We start from the raw sequence: 23643 nt of genomic DNA, 5'->3' as shown, positions 1-23643 counted from the left end.
AAATCTTTTTTAGGAAACTACTTTGCTTTCAAATAATGAATATTTTGAATATTTTATTGATTTTGTAAAAAATAATAATAAACGTGAAATTTTAAAAGAATTTGGCGGATCAAATATTTATATTCCAAGCTATAAAACACTCATGAGAGATGAAGAATTAAAACAAGATTTTAAAACACTTATAAAACAAGGTTTAACCACTAAAGCAGCAAGTATAGAATGTGCCAAAAAATACGATTTAAGTTTGAATGCTGTTTATTTAATCACTAAAGAATTAAGAGAAAATTTAGAACCAAGTTTGTTTTAACTCTCAAACTCGACACTAATTATATAAGCTGAGTCATTAAAATTATGACTCACACTTTTAATACTAAACTCATAAATATCAAGTTCTATTCCTTTAATCTTTAGTTTTCCACCCGCTCTTAAATCTCTTCCTATAAGTTCACATCTTCCATTTACGCCGCCTTTTTGAAGTTCATTTAGCTTAGCTTGTGCTTTTTTAAAAGCTTCATTATCACTTTTTGGTTGTGCTATTTGCATTTTAAAAACATTATTCCCATTTCCTACTTTTATGCTTTTCATTTTTGCTTCATTGATATCTTGCCATTCTACTATTACAGCTGAGTATTCATTTCTAGCACTTTCTGAAATTTCTAATGAAATGCAGTCATTTAAAGATATTTCATAGCTGGGTAAATTTTGATTTTTTGGAGTAATATTGGCAGCAGCATCACTAACTTTTCCATCTTTTGGGGTTATAATGAGTGTATTTTCCTTAATACAACAAATAAATCCATAATCAAAACATATACCATACAAGAATTCTAAATTGCTTTGATTGTTTTGTAAAATGCTTACTATATTTTGATCCTCTCCAGTGGTTTTTAGTTTTAAATTATTTTCACTTGATAGCTTTTTGGCAATAGCAAAAAGGGTTGTATTCTCAAAACTTCTTGTCTTTTTTTCTTTTATATTTGTGCTTCCTTTTCCACTAAAATTGACCGCACTTGCTCTTACTTCAGTGGTATTTGAAATATAATTTTTACTCACAACATTTACGCTAAAAGTTCCGCATTTATAAAGCTTTTCATAGCCAAGCCAAAGTTCCAAGCTATCTCCAAAAAGTACTTTAGAATAAAGACCAAAAATGCTTAAACTCATTTCATCACTTTCGTCCTTTTCTTTATCTTCAAAACTGATACTTATAAGATTTTTAGAGATCTTTTGTGTAACATCTTTGCCTTTTGCAAGAAGTTTAAATTGCGGTTTTCTTACCATAAAGTTTCTTCCTTGTCTTCTTTGATTTCAATCTCTGGTAAAATCACTTTATCTCCTGTTTTTAAAATAGGATTTAATCTTGGATTAACCCTTAAAACCTGATCAAAATATGAAAGCGTTCCATAATGATTATAAACTATGCTATCAAGCCTTTCCTCATTTTTTGCAATATATTTTTTACTCATCAAAATCCCTTTCTAATTCTAAGCTAAAACTTTGACTTACAAAGCCACTTCCATCAACAAATGCACTTTGATTTTCACTTAAATTTAAAATGACAAATTTTCCATAATATCTTCCATTTGCTCCTGTTAAGGTGTAAGAAATTTGCTTTTTTGCCATCTTTTCTAATGAATCTAAATAAGTGTTTTTATCCCCTCTTAAAGGCAAGGTTTTTCCTTGTATTTTAATCTTTTCATTTTCTTTAAAACTAGCAAATAAAGCATTATAATTGTTTAATCTGTTTTGAGTTGTGATTTTAAAATCTAAACTTCTTTCTAATGCATCAAAATTTAAAGCTTTAAATTTGAATTCTCCCAAAGCTAAAACCATTTTAAACTCCTTTTCAGTTGTGTCAAGCTAAAATTATCTTAATTTAGATAGAGTTGATGGTTGCAATGTAGTAGTTGAGGATGTGCGGTAACCAGTCCGAGAACACATCGTATTGTGGGTGCAAGTCCCACCGCTCTATCTAATATGAAGCGAAGATGTGAACTCTATGTGAGTGGTAAGCACAACGAGAAGCTTAAAGCTTTGGTGGTGTTGTGGGTTCGAGTCCCACCCGCTTCACTTAATTTTTTCTAAATGTTTCAAACTTTTTCTATCTTTATCAACCTTTCCAAGTGTAATAACCGCATTTGTTTTTCCAAATTTTTTCAATTGATAATCAGGTCTTATAATGATTTTATTCACTTTTTTGCTATTTCTTAAATCATCAAAAAAATAAATTAAGCTTTTTTCTTTTTTGTCCCAATAAACCTCTTTTGCCTCATCCAAAACCTTAACAATCTGTTTGATTTCATCCACGCTTAAGGCTTGGTTATAATTTGCTTTTCTTTTTGGACTTGCGTGTAAAAGATTGTTTTTACTTAAAGTAAAATACAAATCTTCCAAATCTTTTTTAGTCAGTTTTTCTAAAAATGTTTTGGTGGTTTTATCTATTTTTCCAACTTGAATAAAATTAACGGGATATTTTTGATTTTCTTTGATGATGATTTCATCTACCATCTCATCCAAGCTTTTTTGCCAAACATAAAGTTCTTTGTTTTTTTGAAAATTTAAAGAATTTTGATTGAGATTATTTGCTTGTGAAATCGCACCAATTTTGATAAAATTTTTACTTAATTCAAGCACTCTTTCTTTATAAAGTTTTTCAAGTTTTTCTACTCCCAAATTTTTATCATAATTAAAATTTTTATCAGCGATATTACTAGGTGCATTTTCGCTAACACTCCAATTATAAAGTTTTAATTCGCTTTTACTGACTGCTTGTAAAGTACATTTGCACCCATATCCACAAGGGGGACGATTATTAACCCAAAAAGGATCATCCTTAGCTAGAATCATTCCATGTAGAGCAAGATGTTCTTTACGGCGATTTCCATGAAGTAAGCTCACCCAACGCACATATTCTTTATTGCTTTTTAAAATATTTTCCCAAGAAGATTGTGCTTTTGCTATTCTCATATTGGTTTCAAAAATCTTTTTTAATCTTGAAGCTCCAACTTTAATATTTTCTATTTCCCCTGTTTTTGGATTTACAACTTCAACTTTATCACCAAACCAACCCTTAGATTTTAACTTTGGGATAATCCCTTCTTGCCAAGTTTCAAATTTGTCTCCATTTTTTAAAGCTTGTATTAAAGAATTTTGTATATCTTTTAAGAGATTAAGATCATTTAATTTGGCAATAGTAAAAACTTTATTATGTGTTTGATAAGCTATTTCATCATAATCAAAGCTAACTTGTGGATTTTTGTTTTTAATATAAGAGATTGCTTCGCTTGGCTCGCCAAAAAACATTTTTAATCCCCATATCCTAAAATACTTGCATTAGCTAATGCCTTAAACATAAAATCTTCCAAGGAGTTCCTATCAATCTGATTAAAATGTTTTTCTAAATTTTGAAAAGCTTCTTCATAAGAATTAGATTCGTTTAAAAACTGGTTAAAAGTGGTTTCTAACTCTTCTCTTAAGGTTTTATCTATTTTTAAAAATTCTTTACTTTCTAAAGCTGCGTCAATTTTATCAATGGCTTTAAAACTGGTCTTAGTTTTATTCTCAAACAAAGCTTTTTCATTTTCTTTATTCTTTGTAAGATTTTGAGTTAAATTGCCTTCTACGTTGTAAGTATTTTTAATGTATTCTTCATTAAAACAAAAACCCATATTAAAGAGTTTTAAATCTCTTTCGCAAAGTTCGCTTTTTGGATTAGATTCATTAAAAAATTGCACATAAAGCTCTTCTTTAAAACCATTGATTTCTTTAAAAAATTTAAGCGCACGATTTAAAATAAAAAGAACTATTTTTGCATCTTGTTCAGCTAAATCTTTTCTGATTTCATTATGAGACTCGGTTGCTGCTAAAGATCCACCGCTAACTTGAGAGCTTAAATTGGCTCCTAAGATCACACTTCTTATTTGATTATCAAGATAATCTATTATTTCATTGTAATTTGCTTTTGTTTTTGGCTGGATCAAATCAAGTTCTTCTTCTTTATCAATAACCGCACTATCTCCATTTAGCATTTGATTAACCTCACAAGCTAATGCATCTGGATCAGAATCTGTTTTAGCAATCGCCCAAGGACTTCCAAAACGTTCTAAGAATTCCATCCAAAATTTTAAACTGGCGTTTTTAAGTTTTATAGGAAAGTAAAGTTTGGTAATAAGAGCATCACCATTTGGGAATAAAAAATTAGATCCAAAAAGTCCATAAATAACTTTTCTATCTTCTATTTGCATTTCATTTCCAAAACCATAATAACAAAGCTTTTCCTCTTCGTTAAAGCCAAAATTTCTAAAATCTCTTTGCTTTAAAATGGGATAATAAAAACCATTTTTCAATTTGTAATTGACTTCAAAAACATTAAGTCCATATAAATAAGTTTCTAAAATTTGACAGATTAAATCAGGATGAAATAAATCTTCAAAAACATTTTTAATCTCTTCATTCTCACAAATGATTTGTAATTCTTTGGATAAAATCACACTCCTTCTTGATTGATGAGATTGTATAAAGCTTAAATCTTTAAAAATCATTCTTTGATTTGCTTCATTAATCATTTCAAGCTTTAAGAAATTAGAATTAAGCAAAGTATCGATAAGAGTATTGTTTTTTAAGATTACTTCTCTTTTGGTTTTATTTTTTACTTCTTTTTTCATTATTATCCTTTAATAATGTCTTATTCTAGGTGTAAAATCATGAGTTCTTCTTTTAATGCTTGATTTTGTTTTTGCTAATAAAAATGCACCTGCTAAAGAATCAGGCGCATCATCATTTTTACCCTCTGGAAATTCTAAGAGTTGTTCTATAAGTAAAGTATGTTTTTTGTGCAAAAAAAGCTCTTCATTTTCAAAGGCAAGGCTTAAACTTTCAATACGTTCGAATTTGCTTGTGCTATTATTTTTTCCTCTTAAAGGTAGGAATATTCCATTTTCAAAGCTTTTTTGAAGAATCCATTTCTTTAAGAAAAATTGTCCCCCATTGGTTTCAATTTCAATCAAACGGCATTTATAAATCTTTTGAAGATTAAAAATAGTTTTTATAATGCTTTGAGCTTTTAAAATCTTTACAATGCTTTCTACAACATAAAAGGCATTTTCTGCTTTGCCAATGATTGTAATGGCGGTAAAATCACTTTTTGCTTTTTCTCCTGCTGGATCAATATACATATAGTATTGACTAATAGGAGGCAAGTTTTCATAAAAATTAAGATTATCTAAGCTAAAGATTTGACTTTCGCTCCTTGGATTGTTAAGCTGTTCTTTATTGAAAGCTTTTAAATTTTCAGCTCTTAATCTCATTAAATCTTCTAAATTTTTAGCTTCTTCCCAAAGAACTTTAGCTCCTTTATCCATCAATACTTTGTTTTTCAAATAAAAATTATGGGCGGTTTTAAAATCAGTATTTCTATAAAGAGTAGCATACTCATCCCACAAATCCAACCTTTGTGGAAATTGCATGATTGATCTAAAAGTCATTCCATTCCAAAATCCCAATTTTAATTTTCTTGATAAAACGCTATCGCTATGTAAAATGGTTCCAATATAAAGCACATCCAAGCTTCCATCTGCTGAACCAAGATTTAAAACCGCTTCATCAATCCAATCTTCCAATCTATCTCTTTGCTCTTTGCTTCTGACATTGGTATCATTTTCTAAATCATCCAAAATAACTAAGTCGGGTCGCTTAACTCCATATCTAACACCCCTTAATCTTTTGCCACTACCAAAAGCTTTGATTTTCACTCCATTACGACTTACAAATTCTCCCACACGCCAAGTTTTTCCTACTCCCACAACTTCAGGAAAGTCAAGTTTTAAATGAGGATTATCTTCAAGCTCTGCTTTTATAGCTTCAAGCATTCCTTCCATCAATTCTACCGCATCTGAAATCTCAACTATAAAACTTTTATAATGAAAAATTAAGCACCAAAGCGGAAAAAGTTGCGAGGTATAGGTTGATTTGCCATGTGCTCTTGGTGCTGCTATGGCGTGTTTTTCTCCTTTATCTTTTTTAAGTGCAAGTTTTGTAAAGACTTTATTTAAGTGCAAATGCAAAGCACATTCACCTTTAATGGTAAAATAATGTGGAAAATAAGTTCTTGCAAAATAATCAAAATCTACTTTTGCTCTTTTAATTCTTTCGTTTTTTAAACTAGGATCTAAATGGCTTTCATTAGCAAATTGAGTTTTTAACTCATTTTTAAGTTCTTCCATCCATTCTAAAAAGTCTTTTCTTTGCATTGCACTTTTTAGTTCACTAGGGGCGTCTTCGTGTTTTTGCTCACTTTTTGCTAAAAATTCATTCAATTCTTCTTTTGAAAAAAGCATTAAATATCCATTTTAAGAATTTCTTTTTCAATCGCACCACTTTCTAAAAGTGCGATCAGTTTTGCTACACAATCTTTATCGTGTTTTAAATGATTAATAATAATTTCAACCACTTTTTTAGCAACATTTAAACGATAATTACTTGGATCTTCTAGCCTTGCTACTTTTCTCATCTTAGAAAAACTATCTCCAATTCTTGCAATAGCTTCGGTTTTTTTCTCAGCATTCATTTTTTCATCAGCATTAATATTTTCAATCGCACAAAACATCTGCTCTGTAAAATTTTCATAAAGAGAAGCGCTTTCTTTATCTTTGATTTTTGAAGTTAAAATATTTGTTTTAACTTTATCCCAGTCTCCATCTTTTGCTTTGTAATTTCTTATTGTTTTTTCATTGCGATTTAAAATTTTTGCAATTTTTAAAATATCAAATCCAGCAACATATAATTCTTTTGCTAACTCTTTTATTTCACTATTAGCCATTGATTCTCCTTAAATCCATTCTCTTTCTTCGATGTTTAAATGATCTCATTTTTGTTTGCGGTTCAAAATTCTCTTGATCGTTAATTTCTATTGGAATCTTTTTATTAGCCATTTTTAAAAGTAAATTTTGTGCCCATTCTATAATTTCATTTAAAGTATCTTTTGGAAAATTATTGCGACGTTTCAATTCCATGATTGTAAGCTTTACACAGATATCTTTTAAAAGAAGTGTTGGATTTTTAGGTATCTTTATAAAACTTGCAATAAAACTTTGTGCATCTTTTATGGCATCATTAATCACTTCTTGATTGCAAACCCCATCTGCATTTAAATCGCTAAGCTGGGCTATTTCATAAATGCTTAATTCTTGAGTTAAATCATTTTCATCAATCATAAATTTATCTTTTTTAATGTTTTGATTTTCTAATGTGTTTTGATAATTCATAAAAACCTTTTTTAATGTGGTTAAAATATGGTTAAAATCGTTTAAAAATTATTCTTTAATACTTTTGCCTTAAAAAACCAAAAAAAGCTTTTTAAGGCTTAATTTTGATTTTATTGTAATGCTAACTTGATTAAACCATTTGGACGCGTACAAACTGGCATAGCTCTCATCTCACCTACGATTTCAATTCCAGCTCCTCTTTGTAAGATTTCAGGTTTTGAAACAAACATTAAGGTTGGAGCTTTTCCTAAAGCTTCAGTATGATTAGCTCTTGTGTAATAAATACGATTGGAATTATCTTTTGGCACGACAATACCTTCATTACTTGATAAGAACTCTACATTTTTACCTTTAGTATTTTTATACTTTGCACTATAACGACGATATTTTGTTCCATAAAGGATTAAGGATTTATCTTTTTCATCTCTGCTAGCAAGATTGTTTTTATACAAATCTTCACTTAAGGCAAGGTTAGAAATACTTGCAAAAAGTTCATTGCCGCAAAGCACTTCATAATCTGTATTCGTTCCAAATTCATCAATGATTTTTGATTCGATTGCATCACAAACATTAGATAATTTTACTGAGCCATCTTTTTTAACTTCCACAACGCTTTTATTCGCACTGCCAAAATCAAAAAGAACGTTTCCACTTCCATCCAATATTTTGCCAAATAAAGCACCATTTGACATATATTCAAGAGTGGTATTAAAGCTTTCTTTCATTTCTTTAACCAAAACTCCAATAGCACCGCTTAAACTTTTAATTTGGGCTTCTTGTAAAGCTAGAGATCTTAAAGAATTGATTTCGCTAGCAGAGATTCTTTTAACTAATGCAAAGCGAGGCAAAGGTATGTTTAAAATATAAGCATTTTTTGTTTCCTCAAGGCTGTGCTCTCCATTTTCAGAAACGCTGTTTAAAACTATACCTGCACCCTTAATAATTTCAACTCTTGCTGTGCTTTCAAGACTTGGAATTCTTTGTTTAAAAAAAGTATCACTTACAAAGCGAGGTGAAGCTTTGGTTTGATTAATAACTTCAGTAACCTTTGTACTAGAAAATAATTCTAAAAGTTGTTCTAAATCCATTTTTACTCCTTAGTTTGAATGATTAAATTTTGTAAAAAAGCCTTTTTAATAGCACTTTCATGAGTACTACTTAAAATAACTTTACCTTCTATTAAAACCGCATAAGTTCCAGTTTGAAATGCAAAATCTTTGAGAATACCCAGTTTGATATTTTCTTTTGTGCTAATATCTTCATCAGGACATTTTTTAAAAGTTTGACCATAATCTTCACTGATAAGTAAAGTTCCAATAGTCAAATTAGGATTTGTTTCGATATCAACCTTAGCATTGATTGAAAGCAAATCTTCATTTACAATATTTTCAAGCCCTCTTGGTAAGGCAAGTAAAGGATCATCACTGATACTTTTTTCTAGCATTTTTGCTTTTGCCATTTGTGCTCCTTGTTCTTTAGTTTCATTTTTTGCTTCGTCTGAATTTTCTGTAGCTTGTGCTTCTTGTTCTTTATTTTGTTTATCTGTTTTATTTGAATTTTTTGCCATTATTATTCTCCTAACATTAGTTTTACAACATCTGTATCGTTTGCATTGGATGCAGTATTTTTATTAGCAAACATATTATTTTGCGGAACTTGATTTAAGTTAGAACTTTGTAAAAAATCCTTAAAACCTTGTAAATCTTTGCACGCATAAGTCATTGCCCACTCTTTTTGAGAATTAGCAATCTTTCTATCATTTAAAGCTTGATTAACTAAAGCATCAGCAAGAGCTTTTTGATCGTCTTCATTTTGTTTTTTAAGGGTTTCATTTTCTTTAAATAAAACATCCTTTTCATTTTTTAAAGCCACAATTTGCGACTCAAGTTCTTTGATTTTTTCGTCCATTGTTTCTCCTTTAATTTGATTTTTATTTGCAATAAGCTCTCCAAGTTCGTCTATAAATGGCGTATTTGTAAGAGCTACTGAATGAATTTTTGCACGCACTAAACCACCGCTTTTATTGTCTTTTGAATTGAATTCAAATACAGGCGATAAATAGCGATATTGTTTGTTTGCAATATATTTTTTTGCTTCTTCGTTAAATTCAGCCTTAGCCATAAGTGCATCATTTTCTATATAAAGGTCTTTAATCCAACCTGCAGCAGGTGCTTTTTCATTTTTTAAACTTTGGTGTTCATAATCAATAACCAAATCAATTTTTTTATTTTTAAAATAATCCATCATAGATTGCAAATCTTCTTTACACACTTTAAAACTACCATTATGATGCCCTTTCCATTCTCCAACAATTGCAACTTTTAAAGGTTTGTTTTGACTTAATTCAATTAAATTTTCTTTATTTATAAAAAGCATTTTATATCCTTAAAAAATCATTTTTTGGCAAAAAATTACTTTGTAATGTTCTTGCATATACATTTAAATAACCATGATCACTCACTCCTTCAAAAACTTTTTTAAGATCTTTTGGTTCTATTCTAAATCCATTATCAAGCTCTGCATTTTTTAACACATCATCAATTTGTTCTAAAGTTTTAAAAAGCTTATGTTTTGCATTAATCCTATGTTTTGGATTTTTAGAACTTGTATGGGTTAAAATGTAAAGTTTCCAAATACCTGTTTTATTTTCTAAGTCCTTATAACTCTCACTTTCAAAATCTACAAGCACACAAGGTTCTAAGCCATTAATACAAGAGGCTATATTTTGCGTATCTTCAAATTCTCCAAGGTAAACTTTTGCATTAAAAGGTTCTAGCAATTTCAAAAGCTCTTCTTCAAATTTACAAAGCATCATCTTCCTTTTAAAAATGCGACATTTTAAAAACTTAAATATTTTTTTTCAAACAAAGATTTTTAATAAAGAGTTTTGAAACAATATTTTTCTAGCTTTTGGTGTGGCTTTCTTATTAAACTTGCATCAATTTTTAACAAGGAATATAGAATGAAAGAAAATCCCTATTTTAAAGAAAGTGAATTTAAATGCAAATGTGGTAAATGCGAATTACCAAAAGGCGTTCCAAGTGATGAGTTAGTCGATGTGCTTTGTGAAATCAGAGAGTATTATGATGCACCTATTATTATAAATAGCGGTTATCGTTGTAAAGAGCATAACGCAGAAGTAGGTGGAGCTGCTAAAAGCCAACACACCATCGGCAGTGCGGCTGATTTTGTGGTTAAAGGTGTTAAAACTGAAGAAGTGCATCAATACGTTTTAGAAAAATATGGCAATAAACCTTTTGGAATTGCTATAAAACATAATTTTGAAGATCCTTTTGGTGGTTTTGTGCATATCGACACCAGAGGGAAAAAAGCCCGATGGACTTATTCTTAAGGAATAAAAATGTTTAGCTTTATTTTGGAAAAGTTTTTTGGTGTTTCAAACATTATCATTGTTTTGCTTTTAAGTGTTTGTGGGTTTTTGTATTATGAAAATCATTCTTTAGTTCTTGAAAACAATCAATTAAAACTCACAAAAGAATATTTAAAAAATGAAATCAAAACAAACAAAGAGCAACTTTTAAAACAAAATAAAGCATTTGAAAATTTAAAGCTTGAGTTAAAACCCAAAGAGACTTTAAAGGAGGTTTCAAAGGTAAAAGAAATTTTTATCAAAGATAAAAGCTGCGAAAGTGAGCTTAAAGCTTATAAAGATCTTTTTAAAATTTTAGGAGCTAAGCAATGAGAATTCTTTTTTATATTTTTATGCCTTTTGTTTTTACAGCTTGTGCTCCTAAAGAGCTATTAATTAAAACGCAGTATCAAGAAGTAAAAATTCCTATAAAGTGCCCTTTGAAACTTCCTTTAAAGCCTTTTGATAAGGGTGATTTAGAAAGTGCAAAACAAATCAGCTCTTATTATCTTGAAGTTGAAAATATAGCAAAGCAATGCACCGGAGATAACAAATGAAAGAAAATAACAAATCAATTAAAAAAGATTTTATAAAAGAACTTTTCATAGCTCTTTTATTTTCTAGTTTTGCTTTGATTTTATTTTATGCATTTGAAATTTTAACAAGGAACTAGCATATGAAATTTGAAGATATATTTATCTATTGCATTTTAAGTATTGTGAGTGTATTTGCTGGACTTGTAGGTATAGTAACAAAAGACAAATTAAAACCTTACAAAGGCTTAAAAGGTAAGTTTTTAACCTTTGTAAAAGGAATGCTAGGTTCTATGTTTGTAGCTTATCTTGTATTTGAAATAGCAAGTTATCTAGACTTTGGATTAAAACTAAGTGTAGCTTTTGGGGGTTTTGCAGCTTACATGGGAACTGATGCCTTGCTTAAGATAGAACAGCTTGTAGAAAAGCTTATAAATAGAAAAATGGATAAGCTATGATGAATGAACTAGGTATCATTTGCGACATTAAAGAGGGCAAAGCTAAGGTTGCTATTGGCGAAATGGTGACTGACTTTTTAAGTGTATTTCAAGCTATATCCAATTCTTATGCTGTGAGTTTTTCGCCTTTACGTATAGGAGAGCAAGTTTTGGTTTTACCTATAAGAGGTGATTTAAATTCAGGTGTGATTTTACGCGGACTTTATCAAGAAAAATACAAGGCTAAAAATACAGATACAAATACTTTTAATGTGGATTTTGAAGATGGTACCCATTTAGAATACAACTCTAAAACAAGTACTTTAAAGCTTGATGTGATTAAGGATATTAACATCACTTGTGAAAATGCCAACATAAAAGCGAATAAAGTCAATATTGATAGTCCTAATATTGACTTAGGACTTGGCGGAAAAGGTGTAGTTACTACTGAATGTATTTGTGCTTTTACAGGAAGTGCTCACCCACATGGATCAAATAATACTAGGAGTAAGATATGAAAGAATGGTTTTTAGTTTTTAATTCCCTTGTATTTTTTATGCTATGGCAGCCATTCTACGCCTTTTTAAAATTAAAATTTTTTGCCAAAAGTATTTTTATTGGTTTTATTTTAGGTTTTACCTTTTTAGGATTTTTACAAACATTAAAAATAATTTTTGATTTTTATATAGGGCTTTAAACATGGCAATCAGTCAAAATTCTTTAGTTTCAAAAATGGAAAAATATTTAGCAAAAGAAGGTTACACAAAAGTCCAAGATGAAGATAATGGCAGAGGTTATAGAAGATATTCTATGCCTTTTTTAAGAGCTATTGCTGCTGCAGTGGTTGAAGAAATACAAGAAAATGCCAAAGCAATTGATACAGCAGATGGCGGAGAATGGGATATAAAATGAGTTATTTAATCAGCATAGAAGAAAGTATTAAAGATATTTTAACCACTCCTTTAGGATCTCGTGTAATGAGACCCGAGTATGGCTCTTTGCTTTACACGCTCATAGATAGAAAAATCGATGATGATTTTAGAGTAAAACTTACTAGATACACAGCAGAAGCTATTTCAAAGTGGGAAAAAAGAGTAAAGCTTAAGGGTGCTAGGCTTAATAAAATGCAAGAAGGTAAATTAAGTATTACTTTGCTTTTTGAAGATTATAAGGATTTTTCTTTGGAGCTTAATAAATGAGTGAAATTTTAAACACCAATAATTCATATTTTAAACAAAGCTTTTTAAAAGATATTCCCTACCCAAAAATCATAGAAGAGCTTGATTATGAAAAACTTTTAAAAGATTATGAAGAACTTTTTAAAAACTTTTTAAAAGAGGAAGTAGAACTTTTAGAATCTGATCCTTTCAAAGCTATTTTAGAAGCTCTTGCTTATAGAGAAATGATTATAAGAGCAAGAATAAATGAAAGTATCAAAGCGACTTACTTGCATTATGCTAGCGGAAGCGATTTAGATAACGTTGTGGCAAATGGGTATTTAATCCAAAGATTAAAAGGGGTTAAACCTACTGCCAAAGTAGAGTTTGAATTAAATACCTTATTAAATTATGATGTCATTATTCCAAAAGGTGCCATTTTTTCAAATGAAAAAGCTGATATTGCTACCTTAAAAGAAGAAGTGATAATCAAAAAAGGAGAAAGCAAAGCTGTAGGTGTTTTAGAACTTGATGAATTTGTACAAAGCAAAGAAAGTAAAACTGAATTTTTACAAACCCCACTTCCTTTTGTAGCCAAGATCAAGCAACTTGAAAATTTTAGTGGTGGAGCAAGTGAAGAAAGTGACGAGGCTTTAAGAGAAAGAGCTGTAATGAGTGTGCATCGCTTTTCAACAGCTGGAAGCGAAAAAGGCTATATTTATCATGCTTTAAGTGCAAGTGCTAAAGTCGCTTCCATAAAAGCTTTAAATAATGGTGCTGGAAAAGTTAGAGTGATTATAAAAAGCGAAGATGAAAATACTATAGAAGAAGTCCAAAAATATTTAAGTGCAGACGAAGTAAGACCTTTAACCGATGAAGTGAGCGTCGAACTTGCCAAAAAAAGAGAATTTATCATAAGTGCCAAGCTTTTACTTTTAGAATTAAGCCGTGCAAATGAAATCAGTGAAAAGATCAATGCTTTACAAAGTGATTTTGATTTGAGTGTGGATTTGGCACTTGGCTTTTTATATAAGTGCTTACATCAAGATGGAGTTTATAAGAGTGAAATTTTAAGCATTAAAGAAAAAATCGACGAAGAGCTAAAAGAACTTGAGTTAAAAGATATTGAAATATCTGATGATGAATTTGCACATCTTTCTTTTGAGCTTAGCTATGAAAAGGCTGTGCTATGAATACACTAATATTAAATCATCATCCACTTCAAAGCAAAGCCATTGATTTAAGTGCTAAAAAAAGATTTGAAGATTTAAATTTAGCTAGTATCACAAATCTAGCTCTAAATTGTGATGAAAGATTACTAAGTGTCCTAGCTAATGCTTATGATGTAAGTATCGATGGCTTAAATGAAAAAGAAGCAAGAAAGCTTATATCTAAAGCCCTGCTTTTAGATAGATACAACGGCACTGCCTTTGCCATTAAAGAAGCTTTATATGCGGTATTTCCTACTGCTGTAGTTAAGGAATGGTTTGAATACAACGGAAAACCTTATTTTTTTAAAGTTAAAGTAAGCACAACCAATGTTAGCTTTGATGAAAGAACACTGAATGCTTTAGAAAGATTAATTAAAGACTTTAAAAATGTTAGAAGTGTTTTAGAAGCAATTGAAATAGAAATACAAAGCAAAAATAATAGCTTTAATGCTTGTATAGAAATTGATGGGGAAACTATAGAAGTTTTACCTTTTCAAACTACTGCTTTAGAAAATGCATCCAAAAGCGCTTTTAATGCTTTTGGTGTACTTGTTTGTGAAATTTCAAAAACGAATATTGATTTTAAAGGAGTTTCTTAATGGAATACTATACCATTTTAACTAAAATCGGCATTGCTAAATTTATTGCAGCTCGTGCTAGTGGCAATGGCGTTAATCTAAAAAGCTTTAAACTAAGTTCTAAAGTGATTTTACCCAATGAAGATATGCAAAGCTTGGAAGAGATTGTTTATGAAGCAAATATAAGCAGTAAAAGCGTGGATGAGAGTAACCCAAACTACGTTAATTTAATGTGTCATGTGCCAAGCGATATAGGAGGCTTTGAAGTTAATGCTGTGGGCATTTATGATGAAGCGGGAGACTTATTAGCTGTAGGAAATTTACCACGCACCTATAAACCTATCTTAAAAGAAGGTAGTGCTAAAGAGCTTATGATAAAAATTGTCATGGAGCTTTCTAATGCAGAAGAAGTGATTTTAAAACTAGATCCAAGTGTGATTATGGCGAGTCGTGATTATGTGGATGCTATAAAGATAGAATTAAAACTTGAAATTGAAGCTTTAATACAACAATATAATGATGCATTTAAACGAGTATGGAATGAGTTTTCTAAATATCTTTTAGAAAGTAAATTTAACACAGAAATTGCTAAATATGTTACTTTAGCTACAGATCAAGACATTAATGGAATTAAAAATTTTACCAAATTACCTACAAGTAATTTACAAGCAAGCAAAGATGAGGAATTTGTCAATTTGAGCACTTTGAAAAAACAAGTCCCTAATCTAGCAGGTGGATTGGGAGTAAATCAAACTTGGCAAAATGTTTCTAGAAATTTTAATGTCACCTATACTAATAACACAAACAAACCAATAGTTGCAATTTTTGAAGCTTTTCTTAAGGGATATAATTTTTCTTGCAGTACTCAATTTTTAATAATACATGAACCTTCTGGCGACGGGACAATATATTATGGTATCGGAATTATACCACCCAATGAACAATATCGAATAAGTTCTGAAAGAGGAGCTGGACTTTATCCTAGCATATCAATTAATTATTTTAAGGAACTTAGATAAGGAGAAAAAATGAAATATTTTATAGATCAAAATAATCAAATTTATGCTTATGAAGATGAAGCAACAGATGAGCAAATCAAAGAAGGATTAACTCCGATCAGCGAAGAAGAATTTAACGCTTTAATAAATCCTCCTAAAAGCGAAGAGGAGCTTTTAAACGAGGCAAAAGAGTTAAAAATCAACGAGATTAATGCAAAAAAAGAAAATATTTTAAATGGTGGATTTTCATTTAAAGGCAAAATCTATCAAAGCTCTAATGAAGATCAGCTAAGAATTAATGGGGCAGTAACTAATGCTCTTGTTAATCCTAATTTAATCCCTTATATAGATTGGATAGCACTTGATAATACAACTACAAGATTTAGTGTGGAAGAGTTTAAACTCTTTGCAAGTAGCATGGCTTATTTTATTCAGCAAACCATTTTTAAAGCAAAAGACTTAAAAGAAAAAATTAGAAACGCCACTTCTTTGGAAGAACTAAACTCAATTACATGGGAGGATTAAAAATGACTAAAACAGAGCTAAAAAGAGTATGCGTAAAACCTTTTGATAAAGACAGGTTTGAAGTGATAAATGATTATGCTTTTACTTTAGCTAGTTTTAATGGAGTGATACCAAAAGGTTTTAAAACTGATGGAGCGAGTATCCCACGTATCTTTTGGAGTTTTTATCCACCTTTTAAAAGTGAGTATTTTAGCGCTTGCGTGATACATGATTATTTATGCGAAAAAGCCAATTCAAGAAAGGATTACAAACTTGCTGATCTTGCTTTAAAAGAAGCAATGCTATTGCTTGGATGTTCTAAGTTTAAAAGCTTTGTTTTTTACCATGCTTGCAATGCTTTTCACTTTGCAAAATGCCTGATAAAAAGCAAATAAAAAGGTGAGCCTTACCCACTTTAGTGGGACGGGGGATTTAGAAAAAGCGACTTTGGGCGGACTTGTTCGCACAAAGTAAAAGCATAAAAAGGAGTTAAAATGAAAGATTACGGAATTTCTTACATTCCAAATGCCAATCAAAATTCGAAAGAACCAAGCGAACCTATAGTGAGTGATAAGCTTAGTATCCAAAAAGTCAATGGACTTATAGATAAAAAACTAAAGCTTTTTAAAGAAGAGCTTGTTAATAAAGAGGAGCTTAAAAGTCTCATTGAGGAAATTTTACAAGATCAAAATTTCCAAAATACAAACATAAAAATATCAAAAACCCCACCTACCTATAAAACCGAAGCTGAAGTGGGAGAAATATGGGCTGTTTTAGAAAGCAAAAAGCAATTATTTATTTGCATTTCTAAAGATGAAAAATTTACAAATTGGGTGGATTTATTGGGAGATGGAAGTAATGATATTATCCCTAAAGAAAAAATCATCATCACATTTGATAATACTACAACAGGTGGACAATATGGTGGTTGCATGAGTGATTTAAGACTTGGTTTTGAAAATGGTTTTGCTACTCCAAATAAAGTCCAAGATGAATATGAAAACGCAAAATTTACTATGACTAAAGATGGCAATGGTCTTAATAGAAGCGATTTTACCATAGATTCTAATCCTATTGCAGGAGAAAACCAAATTTTAGGAACAATTAAGACAAGTGGTATTTATCAAGAAACTTATCACAAAATTGCTCATGTATTTAAAAAATACAATGGTGGTGCTGATGAGTGTTGCTTATGGTCTAGTTCAGGAAGTAGAGAGGTAAGCATAGAACTTGAAAATACACAAATGCCAAATCAGCTTTTTGCTAGAGGCAATGGATATTATGGACAAACAGAAATTTCTAATGTAAAAGCAAAAAAATCAATTTTTGTAGGAAAAAAAGAAGTTGAGAGTGAAGATTTTAATGTTAATAAATTAGAAGCTAATTCTAATACTTATGGAGATTACGCTTTCTTATTTGAAATTTCTAAACAAGAACAAGATTCTGCTAGTTTAAAATATAAAAAATTAAAACCTAAAAATACAAAAAAAATTAAATAAGGAGTAAATTATGGCGGCACAATATGGAGTAAATTATAATATTAGCAATGGTGCGGCAAGTCCTATTAAAGTTCAAAGTGATACACCTATAGGAATTGCTGCTTGTATTAAAGGTGCTAATAAAGAAATGCTTTATACAAAAGCAGGATACGAAAGCACAGATGAAATGCCAATCTTTGCTTTTTCAAATGTAAGCAAGGCAATTGATTTTACAAAAGATTTAATCAAAGAAAACAATTTGCAAGATTTTAGACTCTTAGATTCTTTAACTTGTATAGACAATCAAGATGTTGCTTGTGTGATTATTATTAGTTTCTTTGAAGAAAGTGATGAGGAAGCTACAAACCTAACAAATTGTTTAAATGCAATAGAAGCTTTTAAAAAAGCCAAACATCGCACAGGTTTTACTCCTGATATTATCATAGCACCTTATTATTCAAGTGAAGCAGGTATAAAAGCTAAACTTGAAAGCATAGCAAGTGCTATGAATATCACTGCTATTGTGGATTTATATGCTAACAATACAGGAGAAGCTATCAGCACTATGGAAGCTTTTAGTTCTAAAAGATTGGTTGCCGCATGGCCTCAAGTTCAAATTTTAAACTCGCAAGGAAAATATGCTTATGTTCCACAATCTCCTATCATTGCAGGTTTAATAGCTCATACAGATGGAGATACAGAATATGGCTTTAGCGATTCTTATTCTAATCGCGTGATGAATGGCGTTACTGGAGTGGAACATTTTATTGATTTTGTGATGGGTGAGGATTGCGATGCAGATCGCCTTAGAAAAAATCATATTTCTACTTGCATACTTTGCGAAGGTTATCGCTCTTGGGGTGGAGAAACAAGTGATGAAGATACGATTTGGCAAGATCTAGCAAGGGTAAGAACCTTTGATCGTATTGCAATTGCTGCCCAAAAAGCAAGTTTTAAAGCGATTGATAAAAAAGCAAGTGAGCTTTACTTTATCAAAATAAGCGTGGAAGAGCTTTTAAGAGATTTAAAAGGAGCAAAAGTCTTAATTGGCTATGAAGTGAGTTGGGATGAAGAGCGTAATACAAATGCAAATATCAGTGCGGGTAAATTTTATCTTAATATTAAGATGATGAATAACCCTATAGTAAAACAAATCACGCTCGAGCTTATCTATAGTGATGAATGGGCTGATGATTTGGTTAAAAGTATTTCAGAAAGTTAAGGAGTGATAAATGAAAAGATTAATAGGTGAAGTAATCCAAGAAGCCAATGTTTATGTTGATGGTCAAGGTTATTTAGGAGTGGTAAGAAATTTAAAACTTCCAGATATAGAGCAAGAAATGATTGAAACTAAAGGGGTTTTGGGAGCAAACTATAGCACAGGTGTTTTAAAGCCCTTAGAAATTAGCTTTAAACTAGCAATTGTTGATCCTGTTCTTTTTACAGCGTTTTTTCATACAACCTATACTGAAATTAAAGCTCCTTTATTTTTTAGAGAAAGCGTGCATAAAGGCGGTAAAAATTATGGCATAAGTGCTGAATTTTTAGGAGAGTTTATAAGTATAAGCGAAAGTGATCATGAGAGCGGAAAAGAAATTGAAGCAGAAGTGAAGATGGCAGTTCATTTTTACATGCAAAAAAGAAATAATATACCTATAATCACTTATGATCATAAAAACACTATTTTAATGATTAATGGTGTTGATTTAATGAGTGATGTGCGTTCAAATTTAACTATTTAAAAGTTGATTAATCAGTATTTAAACACATAAAAAAGGAGTAAAAAATGAAAGAAAAAATTATCAAATTAGAAAATGGCGAAGAATTAACTATGAAAGTACCGACTGTGCGTGTATTAAAAAATGCTAAGAATAGAAGTGATAAAGATATGGAGCAAACTATTTATATGATTGCTACACTTACCAATAAACAAGAAAGCGAAATTGAAGAATTAGATATTAAAGATTTTAAGGCTTTGCAAGATGGTATAAAGGATTTTTTGGTAGAAGCAGGATTTTTGGAATCGGACAAATAGCTCTAATTAGTCATACTTTACATTGGGGATTTAATGAAGTTTTAGATTTAAGTTTGGATGAGTTTGAAGAAGCTTTGGAAATTTCAAAAGAATTTTTAAAAGCTAAAGCTCTTTAGGACTTGGTAGCTGCTTAGGTGCTTGTTTATTTAATCGATAAAGCTTTTTAAAAATTTTAAAAATGAGTTTTGAAGTAAAAAACAAAATTTCACAACTTATCATAAATAAGGCTTGAAGAAGTTGTGATAAGCCTATAAAATAGCCAACGAGAATAACAGCTAAAGTTATAAAAAATGTTATAAAAAGATTGGCAAAAAAAGAGATTTCATTATTATAGATAATACAAAGAATGCCAATGTAATAAGCCATTAAAAAGCCATGAGAATAAAGATAATCTCTTTTAGTTAAAGGTATTTTTTCATTCATGGGAAAGATTTTAAAATACAATTGCTTAAAAAGGGTTGAATGTGGAAAATATAGGAAATCTTGGAATTGGTGTTGTTTTAGGATTTGCATTAAAAGGTACAGATATAGTAAAAGGAGTGACTAAGGATTTTAAATCATTAGAAGAGGTTCTTAGTAAAACAAAAATCGGCATTAAAGGCTTTGAAAAACAACTTAATCAACTAAAACTAAACTCAAAAATCAGTGAACAACTTAAAGCACAAAAAGAAAGTATTAAAAATGAAATTTTAAGCTTAAAAACTTTAGCAACAGGTGGACTTATAAGTCAAACTATAGGCTCATCTATTAAATTTGAGTCTGCTATGGCAGATGTTAGAAAGGTTGTAAATTTTGATGAAGGTGATAATATCAAAAAAATGAGTGATGATATACTCAAAATGACAAGAGTACTTCCTGCAACAGCTGAAGAATTAGCAGCTATTGCAGCAGCTGGTGGGCAAATTGGTCTAGGCTCAAAAGATGTTCGTGAATTTACACATCTTGTAACCAAAATGAAAGTGGCGTTTGATATGAGTGCTGAAGATGTTGGAGATAGTGTTGCAAAGATTAAGAACATTTTAGGTATCTCTTTAAAAGATATGGAAAATCTAGGAGATAGTATTAATAATTTATCCGATAATAGTGCTTCTAAAGCTAGAGAAATTATTGAAGTTATGAAACGAACTGCAGCCGCTGGAAAGCAAGTGGGATTTACCAAAGAACAAATTGCAGCTCTTAGTTCCACTTTTATTTCTTTAGGTAAGGGACCTGAAGTTGCTGGAACAGCTATTAATAGCTTATATCGAGTTTTGGCTACAGCTGATAGCATGGGAAATAAAGCAGAAAGCGCCTTCGCAAAAATGGGACTTAGTGGAAAATTTTTGAAAGAAGCTAGTTTTAAAGATCCACAAAAGGCTCTTGACACCTTTTTATCAAGAATTCAAAAATTGGATCAAAAGGAACAAATGGGAGTATTAGTTGATATTTTTGGTAGGGAATTTGCTGATGATATGGCAACCCTTGTTGGAGGACTTGATACTTACAAAAAAGCTTTAAAAAATGCTAGCGATGAAGCAAAAAAAGGGTCTTTACAAAGAGAATTTGATGTAAGAGCAGCAACGACTGAAAATTCTATTACAAAAATGAAATCAGCGTTAAAGGGGTTATCTATTGCCATAGGAAATAATTTTTTAGAACCTGTTAGTAATGCTGCATTATTGCTTCAAAACTGGATAAATAAACTAACCGATTTTACAATCAACTCACCAAAACTTACAACCTCAATAGTTGGCATTGGTATTGGATTTTTAACATTAAAACCTATTTTTTTAACGACAAAATTTATAATTTCTTATCTTATTAATTCGTGGCGTTTGCTTCAAAATGTTTTATTATATTCACAGATTGGTTTTAAATTGATTGCTTCATCATGCAACTTAGCTAACATCATCTTAAAAGCAAAAACAATCACTACTAACATTTACACAACTTCTCTTAATGTGTTATCTTTTGTTTTAGGAGGACTTAGTAAGGTTTTTAAACTTGTAGCTATTGGTGTTAGAGCATTAGGTATAGCTATGATGAGTAATCCCATCGGTCTTATTTTAGGAGGTATTGCAATAGTAGCTGGACTTGTTATTGCTAATTGGGATAAAGTTAAGTCTTGGTTTATGGGTTTTATAGAATGGCTTAGACCAGTTTGGGAGCCCATATATAATGTTATTAAATCCGTATTTGATAAATGCAGTGGAGTGTTTATAACTTTTAAAGATACTATTATGAGCATTATCTCTCCTTTAATAGAGATTTTAAATTCTGCTTGGCAAAGCACTACAGATTTTTTTTATAGCATTTTTGGAGGAGTGTTTGATTGGTTTAATGATAAACTTTCATGGGTGAGCGATGCAATTTCTTATATGGGCGGTTTTATTAAAGATGCACTTAATTTTATAGGTTTAGGTGATGATGAAGCTCAATCAAATAATATAAAGCAAGATAAAGAAAAAATTATTAATACAAATGAATTTTCACAAGCAAAAATAAACTCAAATAATAATTATCCAAGTTTTAATAATGGAAATATCAATGTTAATGTTAATGGCACTTTTAATATAGCAACGCAAGATGGAAATTTTAATATGAATGAATTTGCAGCAGCCATACAAAAAAGTGTCTTTAATGCCTTAAAAAAACAAGAACAAAATAAAATTAACACTACAATTTATGGATGATTTATGAGTGAATACGTAGAGATTAAAGGGCTTGAAAACTTTTTTAAAGCTTGTGATAAATTAATCAATATAGATAAACACGGCGAAAGTATAATGGCAAGCGTAGGAGAAAGTATAAGAAATTCTATTGTTTATTCTTTTCAAACAGAAACGAGTCCTTTTGGAGAAAAATGGAAGCCTTTAAAACCCAAAACAATCAAACAAAAAATCAAAGAAGGAAAGAATAATGGAATTTTAAAAAGAGATAAAGAACTTAGCAATCCAAATAATTGGCAAATTGAATCTTCAAAAAATCATGTGAAAGTTTTTAATAATATCCAAAGTAAAAAAGGATTTAAGTATGGCTATGTTCATCAATGTGGGAATAGAAAAAGAAATATTCCAGCACGTTCTTTTTTGCCTATAGACAAAAACAAAGTTTTACATAAAGATATAAGAAGTGTGATTTATCAAGATACCAAAGAATTTATTCAAAGGATTAAAAAGTAAAAGCAAGGAAAGCCTTAAGCCTCCCTTTTTCTAAGAACTAGCAAAAAAATTATAACTTCTTTTTAAAGAAGCTTACTTTTTTATTTTATTTTGAAAGGAGTTTGTATGAAAAATGCAGACAAATTTCTAAGAACTAGTACACTTACTAAACCTATTCAAACTAAACTAAAAGCTCCGTTTGCTTGGGTAGGAGGCAAAAACTATTTAGCTAAAGAAATCATTGCTTTAATGCCAGAACATAAAAGCTATATAGAAGTATTTGGAGGAGCTTTAAGTGTGTTTTATCAAAAAAGTCCTTCAAAGATAGAAGTGATTAATGACATTAATGATGATTTAATCAATTTACATCTTTGTATAAGAAACAAACCGCAAAGTTTAGCTAATATTTTAAATTCTATGATAATAAGTAGAAAAATCTTTTGTATGTTGAAAAACAAAGAAATCAAGCCAAAAAATGACTTAGAAAGGGCTGCTTTTTATTTTTATCTTATCAATACTTCTTTTGGATCAAGCATGGGACAATTTGCTATGAGTAAGCAAAGAGCACCTAAAAGATTATATAGAGACTTTAGTTTGCATACAAAAAGAATTAAAAATGCAAGCATAGAAAATAAAAGCTTTGAATATATTTTAAAAGAGTATGATTACAATGAAGCTTTATTTTATTTGGATCCGCCTTATGTGGGAACTGAGAGTTATTATAAAAATGTGCCTTGTTTTGGCTTAAAAGAACACGAGCTTTTATGTGATTTGTTAAAAAATATCAAGGGTAAATTTATGCTTTCTTATAATGATTGTGATTTAGTAAGAGAGCTCTATAAAGATTTTAATTTTAAGCAGTTAAAAGTAAGGTATTCTCTAAATAACAATGTTTTAAAAAGAAAAGAGAGTAAGGAGCTTTTGATTATGAATTTTTAAA

General features: G+C 30.1%; 33 protein-coding genes and 1 pseudogene. 21 read left to right on the top strand and 13 right to left on the bottom strand.

The genetic code is table 11. From position 1 onward, the window contains the following. Nucleotides 1-22: 22 nt before the first annotated feature. Nucleotides 23-307: a Mor transcription activator family protein gene (locus tag AJ881_RS01265; RefSeq protein ID WP_070282394.1), complete on the top strand. Its 285-nt coding sequence runs from the start codon at nt 23-25 to the stop codon at nt 305-307. Here the strand turns inward: AJ881_RS01265 and AJ881_RS01260 are convergent. From AJ881_RS01260 to AJ881_RS01205, 12 genes are all read right to left on the bottom strand, one after another. Continuing rightward, a complete protein-coding gene (locus AJ881_RS01260; protein ID WP_070282396.1) occupies nt 304-1281 on the bottom strand; it encodes a phage late control D family protein in 978 nt (325 codons plus the stop codon). The two genes, AJ881_RS01265 and AJ881_RS01260, sit on opposite strands and share 4 nt — an antisense overlap. After that, entirely contained in the window at nt 1275-1466 is a 192-nt protein-coding gene (locus AJ881_RS01255; protein WP_070282398.1) for a tail protein X, read from the bottom strand. Before AJ881_RS01255 ends, AJ881_RS01260 begins: the two co-directional genes overlap by 7 nt. Beyond that, on the bottom strand, nt 1459-1833 hold the full coding sequence (locus AJ881_RS01250) for a phage tail protein (RefSeq protein ID WP_070282400.1): 375 nt from the start codon (nt 1831-1833) through the stop codon (nt 1459-1461). Before AJ881_RS01250 ends, AJ881_RS01255 begins: the two co-directional genes overlap by 8 nt. A gap of 234 nt (nt 1834-2067) precedes the next feature. Beyond that, on the bottom strand, nt 2068-3303 hold the full coding sequence (locus AJ881_RS01245; RefSeq protein WP_070282402.1) for a phage minor head protein: 1236 nt from the start codon (nt 3301-3303) through the stop codon (nt 2068-2070). 2 nt (nt 3304-3305) lie between these two features. Continuing rightward, the gene (locus tag AJ881_RS01240; RefSeq protein WP_070282404.1) at nt 3306-4664 is read right to left on the bottom strand and encodes a DUF935 family protein; all 1359 of its coding nucleotides are present in this window, start codon (nt 4662-4664) and stop codon (nt 3306-3308) included. Between the two features lie 9 nt (nt 4665-4673). Continuing rightward, nucleotides 4674-6335, bottom strand: coding sequence for a phage terminase large subunit (gene terL / locus AJ881_RS01235; RefSeq protein WP_070282406.1), 1662 nt, complete (start codon nt 6333-6335; stop codon nt 4674-4676). Continuing rightward, a complete protein-coding gene (locus AJ881_RS01230; RefSeq protein WP_070282408.1) occupies nt 6335-6817 on the bottom strand; it encodes a DUF1804 family protein in 483 nt (160 codons plus the stop codon). Before AJ881_RS01230 ends, terL begins: the two co-directional genes overlap by 1 nt. Continuing rightward, nucleotides 6810-7262: a phage protein Gp36 family protein gene (locus AJ881_RS01225; RefSeq protein ID WP_070282411.1), complete on the bottom strand. Its 453-nt coding sequence runs from the start codon at nt 7260-7262 to the stop codon at nt 6810-6812. The genes AJ881_RS01230 and AJ881_RS01225 overlap by 8 nt, the downstream gene beginning before the upstream one ends. 110 nt (nt 7263-7372) lie before the next feature. Continuing rightward, nucleotides 7373-8350 carry a major capsid protein gene (locus tag AJ881_RS01220; RefSeq protein ID WP_070282413.1) on the bottom strand — a complete coding sequence of 326 codons (978 nt, stop codon included), beginning with the start codon at nt 8348-8350 and terminating at the stop codon, nt 7373-7375. A gap of 2 nt (nt 8351-8352) precedes the next feature. Beyond that, complete coding sequence (locus tag AJ881_RS01215; protein WP_070282414.1) at nt 8353-8829, bottom strand: hypothetical protein; 477 nt, start codon at nt 8827-8829, stop codon at nt 8353-8355. 2 nt (nt 8830-8831) lie between these two features. Then, a complete protein-coding gene (locus AJ881_RS01210; protein ID WP_070282416.1) occupies nt 8832-9638 on the bottom strand; it encodes a phage protease in 807 nt (268 codons plus the stop codon). A gap of 1 nt (nt 9639) precedes the next feature. Further along, nucleotides 9640-10074 (bottom strand): hypothetical protein, encoded by a 435-nt coding sequence (locus tag AJ881_RS01205; RefSeq protein WP_070282418.1) that lies wholly within the window; start codon nt 10072-10074, stop codon nt 9640-9642. A gap of 150 nt (nt 10075-10224) precedes the next feature. Between AJ881_RS01205 and AJ881_RS01200 the strand changes: the two genes are divergently transcribed. From AJ881_RS01200 to AJ881_RS01120, 17 genes and pseudogenes are all read left to right on the top strand, one after another. Beyond that, nucleotides 10225-10614 carry a D-Ala-D-Ala carboxypeptidase family metallohydrolase gene (locus AJ881_RS01200; RefSeq protein WP_070282420.1) on the top strand — a complete coding sequence of 130 codons (390 nt, stop codon included), beginning with the start codon at nt 10225-10227 and terminating at the stop codon, nt 10612-10614. Between the two features lie 9 nt (nt 10615-10623). Continuing rightward, nucleotides 10624-10965 (top strand): hypothetical protein, encoded by a 342-nt coding sequence (locus tag AJ881_RS01195; protein ID WP_070282422.1) that lies wholly within the window; start codon nt 10624-10626, stop codon nt 10963-10965. Beyond that, nucleotides 10962-11189 (top strand): hypothetical protein, encoded by a 228-nt coding sequence (locus AJ881_RS01190; protein ID WP_070282424.1) that lies wholly within the window; start codon nt 10962-10964, stop codon nt 11187-11189. The genes AJ881_RS01195 and AJ881_RS01190 overlap by 4 nt, the downstream gene beginning before the upstream one ends. A 119-nt stretch (nt 11190-11308) precedes the next feature. Next, entirely contained in the window at nt 11309-11623 is a 315-nt protein-coding gene (locus tag AJ881_RS01185) for a phage holin family protein (RefSeq protein ID WP_070282426.1), read from the top strand. Beyond that, a pseudogene (locus AJ881_RS01180) lies at nt 11623-12087 on the top strand (phage baseplate assembly protein V); the annotation flags it as partial. The gene AJ881_RS01185 and the pseudogene AJ881_RS01180, both read left to right, overlap by 1 nt. Nucleotides 12088-12116: 29 nt before the next feature. After that, nucleotides 12117-12299 (top strand): hypothetical protein, encoded by a 183-nt coding sequence (locus AJ881_RS01175; protein WP_070282428.1) that lies wholly within the window; start codon nt 12117-12119, stop codon nt 12297-12299. Between the two features lie 2 nt (nt 12300-12301). Continuing rightward, nucleotides 12302-12514 (top strand): hypothetical protein, encoded by a 213-nt coding sequence (locus tag AJ881_RS01170; RefSeq protein WP_070282430.1) that lies wholly within the window; start codon nt 12302-12304, stop codon nt 12512-12514. Further along, complete coding sequence (locus AJ881_RS01165) at nt 12511-12801, top strand: GPW/gp25 family protein (RefSeq protein ID WP_070282532.1); 291 nt, start codon at nt 12511-12513, stop codon at nt 12799-12801. The genes AJ881_RS01170 and AJ881_RS01165 overlap by 4 nt, the downstream gene beginning before the upstream one ends. Beyond that, entirely contained in the window at nt 12798-13952 is a 1155-nt protein-coding gene (locus AJ881_RS01160; protein ID WP_070282431.1) for a baseplate J/gp47 family protein, read from the top strand. The genes AJ881_RS01165 and AJ881_RS01160 overlap by 4 nt, the downstream gene beginning before the upstream one ends. After that, a complete protein-coding gene (locus AJ881_RS01155; RefSeq protein WP_070282433.1) occupies nt 13949-14569 on the top strand; it encodes a phage tail protein I in 621 nt (206 codons plus the stop codon). Before AJ881_RS01160 ends, AJ881_RS01155 begins: the two co-directional genes overlap by 4 nt. Continuing rightward, complete coding sequence (locus AJ881_RS01150; RefSeq protein ID WP_070282435.1) at nt 14569-15567, top strand: phage tail protein; 999 nt, start codon at nt 14569-14571, stop codon at nt 15565-15567. The genes AJ881_RS01155 and AJ881_RS01150 overlap by 1 nt, the downstream gene beginning before the upstream one ends. A gap of 9 nt (nt 15568-15576) precedes the next feature. After that, nucleotides 15577-16071: a DUF4376 domain-containing protein gene (locus AJ881_RS01145; RefSeq protein ID WP_070282437.1), complete on the top strand. Its 495-nt coding sequence runs from the start codon at nt 15577-15579 to the stop codon at nt 16069-16071. 2 nt (nt 16072-16073) lie between these two features. Further along, nucleotides 16074-16445 (top strand): DUF1353 domain-containing protein, encoded by a 372-nt coding sequence (locus tag AJ881_RS01140; RefSeq protein ID WP_070282439.1) that lies wholly within the window; start codon nt 16074-16076, stop codon nt 16443-16445. 99 nt (nt 16446-16544) lie between these two features. After that, nucleotides 16545-17549 carry a hypothetical protein gene (locus AJ881_RS01135; protein ID WP_070282441.1) on the top strand — a complete coding sequence of 335 codons (1005 nt, stop codon included), beginning with the start codon at nt 16545-16547 and terminating at the stop codon, nt 17547-17549. Nucleotides 17550-17559: 10 nt separating this feature from the next. After that, nucleotides 17560-18750: a phage tail sheath family protein gene (locus AJ881_RS01130; protein WP_070282443.1), complete on the top strand. Its 1191-nt coding sequence runs from the start codon at nt 17560-17562 to the stop codon at nt 18748-18750. 10 nt (nt 18751-18760) lie between these two features. Beyond that, nucleotides 18761-19270 (top strand): phage major tail tube protein, encoded by a 510-nt coding sequence (locus AJ881_RS01125; RefSeq protein ID WP_070282445.1) that lies wholly within the window; start codon nt 18761-18763, stop codon nt 19268-19270. Between the two features lie 44 nt (nt 19271-19314). After that, entirely contained in the window at nt 19315-19563 is a 249-nt protein-coding gene (locus tag AJ881_RS01120; RefSeq protein WP_070282447.1) for a phage tail assembly protein, read from the top strand. A gap of 102 nt (nt 19564-19665) precedes the next feature. Here the strand turns inward: AJ881_RS01120 and AJ881_RS01115 are convergent, their stop codons facing one another. Next, nucleotides 19666-19929, bottom strand: coding sequence for a hypothetical protein (locus AJ881_RS01115; protein WP_180339401.1), 264 nt, complete (start codon nt 19927-19929; stop codon nt 19666-19668). A gap of 98 nt (nt 19930-20027) precedes the next feature. Here AJ881_RS01115 and AJ881_RS01110 point away from each other — a divergent pair, with 98 nt between their 5' ends. The 3 genes from AJ881_RS01110 to AJ881_RS01100 all read left to right on the top strand — a co-directional run bounded on the left by AJ881_RS01110 (nt 20028) and on the right by AJ881_RS01100 (nt 23642). Continuing rightward, complete coding sequence (locus tag AJ881_RS01110) at nt 20028-22235, top strand: phage tail tape measure protein (RefSeq protein WP_070282451.1); 2208 nt, start codon at nt 20028-20030, stop codon at nt 22233-22235. A 3-nt stretch (nt 22236-22238) separates the two neighbouring features. Further along, on the top strand, nt 22239-22724 hold the full coding sequence (locus AJ881_RS01105) for a phage virion morphogenesis protein (protein ID WP_070282453.1): 486 nt from the start codon (nt 22239-22241) through the stop codon (nt 22722-22724). 105 nt (nt 22725-22829) lie between these two features. After that, nucleotides 22830-23642: a DNA adenine methylase gene (locus AJ881_RS01100; protein ID WP_070282455.1), complete on the top strand. Its 813-nt coding sequence runs from the start codon at nt 22830-22832 to the stop codon at nt 23640-23642. Nucleotide 23643 lies beyond the last annotated feature (1 nt).

The organism is Campylobacter sp. BCW_6460 (assembly GCF_001762705.1).
Classification (GTDB): domain Bacteria; phylum Campylobacterota; class Campylobacteria; order Campylobacterales; family Campylobacteraceae; genus Campylobacter_D; species Campylobacter_D jejuni.
Note: the sequence above shows the minus strand (reverse complement) of the source record. Positions and strands in the feature narration are given on the sequence as shown.